Annotated in this window: 4 protein-coding genes; 2 read left to right on the top strand and 2 right to left on the bottom strand. The window is 71.6% G+C overall.

What is annotated here, in order from left to right; translation table 11 throughout:
- Positions 1-271 precede the first annotated feature (271 nt).
- Positions 272-1,072, top strand: coding sequence for an alpha/beta fold hydrolase (locus ACZ49B_RS36905; RefSeq protein WP_468315077.1), 801 nt, complete (start codon positions 272-274; stop codon positions 1,070-1,072).
- A gap of 4 nt (positions 1,073-1,076) precedes the next feature.
- The gene (locus ACZ49B_RS36900) at positions 1,077-1,853 is read left to right on the top strand and encodes a MerR family transcriptional regulator (RefSeq protein WP_468315074.1); all 777 of its coding nucleotides are present in this window, start codon (positions 1,077-1,079) and stop codon (positions 1,851-1,853) included.
- 141 nt (positions 1,854-1,994) lie between these two features.
- Here the strand turns inward: ACZ49B_RS36900 and ACZ49B_RS36895 are convergent, their stop codons facing one another.
- Positions 1,995-4,265, bottom strand: coding sequence for an MMPL family transporter (locus ACZ49B_RS36895; protein WP_468315072.1), 2,271 nt, complete (start codon positions 4,263-4,265; stop codon positions 1,995-1,997).
- Positions 4,266-4,574: 309 nt separating this feature from the next.
- Positions 4,575-7,799, bottom strand: coding sequence for a non-ribosomal peptide synthetase (locus ACZ49B_RS36890; protein ID WP_468315081.1), 3,225 nt, complete (start codon positions 7,797-7,799; stop codon positions 4,575-4,577).
- Between the last annotated feature and the right edge of the window lie 112 nt (positions 7,800-7,911).

The raw sequence follows: 7,911 nt of genomic DNA, 5'->3' as shown, positions 1-7,911 counted from the left end.
CTCGCCGCGTGGATCTCCCCGCCCAGCAGCCGGGCGATCCCCCCGCTGATCGACAACCCCCCCCCCCCACCCCCCCCCCCCCCCCCCCCCCTCCCCTCCCCCCCCTCCCCCCCCCCCCCCCCCCCTCCCCCCCTCCTCCCCCCCCCCCCCCTCCCCCCTCCCCCCCCCCCCCCCCCCCCACCGGGGGTCTTCGTGTTCCGCCGCGATGCCCGGAGTGCGGCTCAATATGGTGGGTTGACCTTGACCCTGGGGCAGGGTGGACGCTGATGGCATGACCAATTCCACTTCCTCGCCCTGGACCGGCATGGTCCCTGTCGACGACACGGCCCTGGCCGTCACCGACACGCGCGGCCCCGGCCGTCCCGTCGTCTATCTGAACGGCTCCTATGCCGACTCCCGGCCCTGGCGGCCCGTGATCGCCGAACTCGACTCCGGCTGGCGGCACATCACGTACGACGAGCGGGCCCGCGGCCGTTCGAAGCGGTCGGCGGACTACTCCTTCGAGGCGTGCGTCCGCGACCTCGACGCCGTCCTCGAGGCGACCGGGGTGGAGCGGCCGCTGCTCGTCGGCTGGTCGTACGGTGCGGCGCTCGCGGCGCACTGGGCCGACCGGAATCCGGGCCGCGTCGTGGGGATCGTGCCGGTGGACGGCGGCATTCCGTACGGTCTGACCGGCGAGGAGGGCCGTGAGCGGATCCGGCGCCTGTTCCGCCGGATGCGGTGGCTGCTGCCGCTGGTGCGTCCGCTGGGCCTGGCCGCGCGGATGACCGCGGACCAGCATGCCGACATCAACATCGAGGCCAACGAGATCAACGCCGCCATCGAGCCCGTCCTCGACCGCCTGACCTGCCCGGTGCGGTACGTCCTCGCCACGGGTGCCAGCCTCGGCGGGGGCCAGGAGGAGATGGAGAAGATGCGGACCGCCCTCGATCCCGTCCTCGCCCGGAACCCGAACGTCAAGGTGAGCGCGAAGGTCGCGAGCAACCACTCCAAGATCCTGGCCAAAGACTTCCGAGCCATCGCCGCGGCCGTGCGCGAGACCGCGGCCGCGCACGACCAGAGGGCCCGCTGAGCCCATGGTGTACGGACTCACGATCGGTCAGGCGGCCGCGTTCGCCGGCGTCACGGTGAAGACCGTGCGCCACTACCACCGGCTCGGCCTGGTCGACGAACCGGAGCGCGACAGCTCCGGATATCGCCGGTACGGATCGTCCGACATGCTGCGGCTGGTCCAGGCCCGGACGCTCGCCGACGCGGGCGTGCCGCTGGCCGAGGTCGGAGATCTGCTCGACGCCGATCCCGAGCAGTTCGTCTCCGCCCTGGACGACGTCGAGCGGCGGCTCACCGATCGGATCGAGGAGCTGATCGCGCGGCGCGCGGTGCTGCACCGGCTCGCCGCCGGCGACCGGTTGCTGCTGCCCGAGCGCGCGTGCGTGGCCTTGGACCGGTTCGCGGAGCTCGGCTTCGGTGCCGAGTACGTGGCCATCCAGCAGGAGGCCCTGATTCTGGCCCGCGCCCTGGTGCCGGAGGTCTTCGACAGCTTCCTGAGCCAGCTCGAGCGCCAGCTCGGCGACCCCCAGTACGTCGAGCTGATGAAGCTCTGCCAGGAGGCCGAGTCGTGGGATCCGGACGACCCGCGGCTGGACGAGCTCGCGTCCGCCCTGGCCGCCAAGGTGCTGGCCAACCGCGAACTGCTGTCGATGCCGGCCGAGTTCCAGGCCAGGCCCGACGCCGCCACCCGCTACGGGCTCATCAACCACCACCGGGAGGACCAGGCGCCGGCGGCTGCCCGGCTGACCGAGCTGCTCGAGGCGAACCTCCGCGCGGCGGGCGTCGACATCCCGGATCAGTGAGGGCCGCGGGCCGTGCCGGAGACGACGGCCGGCCCGGTGGCTGATGCCACCGGGCCGGCCAGGTGTGCGGCTCCCTGACGGTCCGGACGGGGGCCGGTCCGCCGCGGGAGTCCGCGGTGTGTGTCCCCTTGCGGGGATCCGCTAGGAGACGCGGTCCGCGAGCTCTCGCTCGGGGACCGGGACCGAGCGGGCCACGATGCGGTTGAGCTTCTCGCCCTCCACGTCGACGTTCGGCAGGAGCGCGTCGAGCCAGCGGGGCAGCCACCAGGCGGCCTTGCCGAGCAGGGCGAACAGGGCGGGCACGATGGCCATGCGGACGACGAAGGCGTCGAAGAGAATGGCCGTCGCCAGCCCGAAGCCGATCATCTGGATCATGTCGTTCGCGTCCAGGATGAAGCCGGAGAACACGCTGATCATGATGGCCGCCGCGGCGGTGACGACGCGGCCGCTGTAGCGGAAGCCGGTGGCCACGGCCTCGTCCGGGCCTGCGCCGTGGACGTAGGCCTCGCGCATCCGGGAGACCAGGAAGACCTCGTAGTCCATGGCCAGGCCGAAGACGATGCCGATCATGAAGATCGGCATGGTGCTCATGATCGGACCGGTCTGGTCGATGCCGAAGACGTCCTTCAGCCAGCCCCACTGGAAGACCGCGACGACGGCGCCGAGGGCCGCGCTGACCGACAGGAGGAAGCCGAGGGCCGCCTTCAGCGGCACGAGCAGCGAGCGGAAGACCAGGACCAGCAGGACGAAGGCCAGGCCGACGACCAGGCCGAGGTAGGGCACGAACGCGTCGTCCAGCGTCTTCGAGAAGTCGATGAGCATCGCGGTCTGGCCGGTGATCAGCACCTCGCCGGAGGTCTGCTCCTCCAGGCCGCCCGCGAGGGCGCGGAGGTGGTGGACGAGGTCCTCGGTCTTCTTGTCGGCCGGACCGGTGTTCGGGACGACGTTGAGGATGGCGGTGTCGCCGGCCTCGTTGGCGACGGCCGGGGAGACCGAGGCCACCCCGTCCACCTTGGCGAGGGCCTGGCCGACGGTGTCGCCGGCGGCCTTGGCGTCCTTGGCGCTGACCGTGACCATCAGCGGGCCGTTGAAGCCGGCGCCGAAGGACTCGGACAGCATGTCGTACGCCTTGCGCTGGGTCATCTCCGTCGACATGGTGCCCTCGCCCGGCAGGCCGAGCTCCAGGCTGGCGGCGGGCACCGCGAGCGTACCCAGGCTCACGACGCCGACGAGCAGGACGGCGATCGGGTTGCGGAGCACGTAGCCGGCCCAGCGGGAGCCGAGGTTCGGCTTGTTCGGGTCCTTCTTCGCGGCGCGCGCGGCGGCCTTGGCGGCGCGCTTGGCGGACACGCGCTGCTTGCGGGCCGACAGCGGTCCGCTCCAGAACAGGTGGCGCTCGCGGCGGGGCAGCACCTTGAACGGGGCGAAGCCGAGCAGCGCGGGAACCAGCGTCAGCGCGATGAGGACGGCGACGGCGACCGTGCCGGAGGCGGCCAGGCCCATCTTGGTGAGCAGCGGGACGTTCACGACGGACAGGCCGGCCAGCGCGATGATGACCGTGAGGCCGGCGAAGACGACGGCCGAGCCGGCCGTGCCGACGGCGCGTCCTGCGGCCTCCTCGCGGTCGCGGCCCTCCGCCATCTCCGAGCGGTAGCGGGAGACGATGAACAGCGCGTAGTCGATGCCGACGGCGAGGCCGAGCATCATCGCCAGCGTCGAGGTGGTGGCGGAGAGCCCGAACGTGCTGCCGAGCGCGGTGATGCCGGAGATGCCGATGGAGACGCCGATGGTGGCGGTCAGGAGCGGCATGCCGGCCGCGATCATCGAGCCGAAGGTCAGCAGCAGGACTATGGCGGAGACCAGGATGCCGATGCCTTCGCCCGAACCGCCCATCTCGGCCTTGATCTTGACGGCGTCACCGCCGGCCTCGACGGTCAGTCCGCCGGCCCGCGCCTTCTCGGTGATCTCGTCGAAGGCGTCGTGGGCCTCGTCGCTCACCTCGGGGCCGGGAACCTTGTAGGTGACCACCGCGTAGGCGGTGGTGCCGTCCTTGCTGATGGTGTTGGCCTGGTAGGGGTCGGTCGCGCCGATGACCTCGGGGGCCTTGGACAGGTTCCCGAGCAGCTCGGTGACGCCGGCCTTCGGGCCCTCGTCGGAGATCTTGGCGCCCTGGGGGGCGCGGACGACGACGCGGGCGCTGGCGCCGGTGGCGCTGGCCGTGGGGAACTTCTCCTTGAGCAGGTCGAACGCCTTCTGCGACTCGGTGCCCGGCATGGAGAAGGTGTCGGCGGGGGGCGGGGGTGCGGAGGACGCCGCGACTCCGACGCCGCCGAAGATCAGCACCCACAGGACGACCAGCAGCCATCGGCGCCGGAACGCCAGGCGGCCGAGTTTGTAAAGGAAGGTGGCCACGGCGAGTGGACTCCCATCGGATCGGCAGAGCAAGAAGAGGCAGGACTCGAGGACAATAACAAACCGCTCATGCGGTTTTCTTGACGGCGATGCATTCGCGCCACCACACCGGCTTCAACCACGAACGCCGTACGCGACCGCGCATACGGTTCGATCCAGCGCGGGCTGAACCCCGTCGGAAGTTCACCGGAGGCCGCTGGTGGCCCACTTGAGCCCTGCTCGAAGCCGGCGGCCGGGCAAGCCGGCGTGCAACACGAACGCCCGCGGCCCCTTGCTCAGGGGCCGCGGGCGTTCGGTGTGACGGCGCGGTCAGAGAACGGCGCCTTCCCTCGTCCTCCTGCGCAGGGTCGGCCTGCTGGACTGGGCGAGGTCCTTCCACATGTCCGAGAGACCGGTGATGGTGCGGGCCGCGAACAGCCTGCGGATCGACACCTCCTGGTTCAGCTCCGCCCGGATCAGGCCGACCAGCCTGATCGCCCGCAGCGAGTTGCCTCCGAGGTCGAAGAAGTCCTCGTCGATGCCGACCCGGTCCAGCTCGAGCACGTCGGCGAACGCCGCGGCCAGCACCCGCTCGGTCTCGTTGCGCGGCGCCCGGTACTTGCCGGCGTCGAACTCGGGCTCCGGCAGCGCCGCCCGGTCCACCGTCCCGTTGACCGTCACCGGCAGGCGTTCCAGCACCGTGAACACCGACGGCACCATCGACTCCGGCAGCCACCCCGCGGCGAACCGGCGCAGCTCTTCGCCCGAGACGGCCTGGCCGCGGACCGGGACCACATAGGCCACCAGCCGCTGCTGCCCGGAACCGTCCGCCTTGACGACCACGACCGACTGTGCAAGGCCGCTGTGCTCGGACAGCACCTCTTCGACCTCGGCCAATTCGACTCGAACGCCACGTACATCGACCTGGGCGTCGGCCCGGGCCACGTACTCGAGCCGACCGCCGGTACCCCAGCGCACCCGGTCTCCGGTCCGGTACATGAGGGTGCCGGCCGGACCGAACGGGCAGGGTACGAACCGCTCCGCGGTCGGCCCGGGCCGCCCGGCGTATCCACGGGCCACGCCGGGCCCGGCCACGTACAGCTCTCCGGTCACGCCGACGGGGACCGGCGCGAGCCCCGGACCCAGCACGTAGAGGGCGGTGTTGTCCATCGGGCGGCCGACCGCGGACGCGAGGCGCACGGGTTCGTCCGCGGCCAGGCGCTGGCACGCGGCGAAGACGGTCGTTTCCGTCAGGCCGTGGCCGGTGACGATCGTCAGCTCGGGGCAGGCCTCGCGGACCCGGCGCAGCGCGGCCGTGGACACGCGGTCACCACCGGTCCACACCTCGCGCAGCCCGGCGAGGCAGTCGGGGCGTTCTGCCGCGATCGCGGAGAACCGGCCCGCGGGCAGCCACACCGTGGAGATCTCGTGCGCCGCTCGCACGGCGGTCAGCGCGTCGATGTCGAGCTCCCCCGCAGGAGCCACGACCACGCGGCCGCCGTTCAGCAGCGGCACCCACAGTTCGAGGGCGAGCACGTCGGCGGTGTGCGGCGCGTGCCACAGCACCGTGCCGTTGCCGGCCTCCTTGCAGTGGCGGTCCTTGACGAACCGCTCCATGTTCCGGTGCGTCACGGCGACTCCCGTGGCCGCACCGGTCGTTGCGGAGCCGTGCATCACGGCCAGCAGGCTGTCCTGGTGCGAGGCGACCGCAGTCTCCGGCGCGCCGTTGGCGGCGTCGTCGGCGGTGTCCGCGCGGATGTCGTCGAACACGATCGCCGGCACGTCCAGGCCGGAGGACAGTGCGCCGGCCGTCGCCGCATCGGCGAGCAGTGCGGCCGCCGAGGCGTCGCCGATCTGCGTCTTGATCTGCTCCGCCGGGAGCGTCGGGTCGATCGGCAGGTAGGCCCCGCCCGCCTTCACCACGCCCAGCAGGGCGACGGCGAGGTCCACCGACCGGGGCATCGCCACAGCGACGACCGTCTCGGGTCCGACGTGCTGCCGTCGCAGCGCCTCGGCGAGACGGCTCGAGCGCTCGTCCAGCTCCCGGTACGAGACCTCCGAGTCGCCGGACACCATGGCGATGGCGTAGGGGTCCCGCTCCACCTGCCGGGCGAACAGCTCGGGAACCGTCAGGCCCGGCAGCGGCGCGTCCGTGTCGTTCGGTGCCGTCAGGACGCCGTCGCGCTCGACACCGCCGACCACGTCCAGCGCACCGATCGGCTGCGTACCGGCGGCCACCACGGCGCGGATGTGCGCGATCAGCTCCTCGCCGAGGAAGCGCAGCTCCGCGCGGTGGTACAGGCTCGCAGGGGCGTCGAGCCGGATGTAGAGGTCGCTGTCGGCGCTCCCGTCGGTGTAGACGCCGATCGACAGCTCCTCGAAGGTGCCGGTCGTGGCGCCGGAGTAGCGCGCCGGGCTGTCGGCGAAGTGGAGCTGCTCCACGAACTCGACGACGTTCATGACGGCGCCGAAACTGCCGCGGCCGCTCAGGACGGTTCCGCTCGCGCGCTGGATGTCCGAGTAGTGGCAGGCGGTGTGGCCGAAGAGCTCGTACGTCTCGTCGACCATGGCGTCGGCGATCTCGGCGAAGCTCGCGCCGAGCGGGACCGACACCCGCACCGGCACCACGTTCACGGCCAGGCCGGGCGTCCTGCTCGCCACGCCGACGCGGTTGCCCACGGCCAGGGAGAGGAGGAACTCCGGACGGTCGCAGCGGTGCCGGAAGAACACCGCCGCGGCCGCGGTCAGCATCTGCGACATCCACACGCCCATGGTCGTCGCGGTCTCGGTCCACACGTCGGCCTCGGCGCGCGGGACGGTCAGCGTCCGGCTCACCATGCCGATGGTCTCGGCCACCTCCGACCAGCGGTCGGCGCTGCTCATCGGCTCGGAGAGCGCGGCCCGCATCGAGTCGGACAGGGCGACGCGCGGGACCTGCGCGGGCGCCGGCGCATCCTTCAGGTAGTCGCGCCAGAAGTCCATGTCCTCGGTGAACTTCGGGGACGCGAGGTAGTCCGTGGCCTCCGCCGCGAAGGACTCGGCGTCCCACGGGTGCGGCATCTCCGGTACGTCCTCGCCCCGCACCAGCGCCGTGTAGACCTCGGCGAGGCGCTTCGAGAGCAGGCCGCCCGCGCCGAAGCCGTCCGAGATGAGGTGGTGGTAGGCGATCACCAGGAGGGAGCGGGCCCCGGCGAGCTTGACCACGCCCAGTCGGAACAGCAGGTCCTTCGACAGGTCGAACGGCTGCCGCACCATGTCGGCCAGCGCTTCGCGCGCCGCCTGCTCGGGATCGGCCTCGGCACTGAGGTCCAGGAAGAAGGGCCGCCAGTCCCCCAGTTCCCGGGGTACGAGGCGCAGCCCGCTGCCGTCGTCGACGAAGTTGACGCGCAGCACCTCCGCCTCGCCCATGACGTGGAGGAATGCGGATTCGATGACGGCCGTGTCCAGCTCACCGTCCACATCCCACATGGTCAGCGCATGGTTCGGCGTGTCGGGAGCCATTTCCTGCGCCCGCCACATGCCTTTATGCGCAGACGACGCACCGAACGAACGCACACAGATCAACCCCTCAGCAAACAGGCCCGGGAATCGGAGAACTTCACAGATCACCCCACCTTCAGGGAAGTGGGTCGGCCGTTCAAGACAACTCGGTGCCGGGCGGGACAAG

This window comes from Streptomyces sp. NPDC031132 (genome assembly GCF_055570595.1).
Note: the sequence above shows the minus strand (reverse complement) of the source record. Positions and strands in the feature narration are given on the sequence as shown.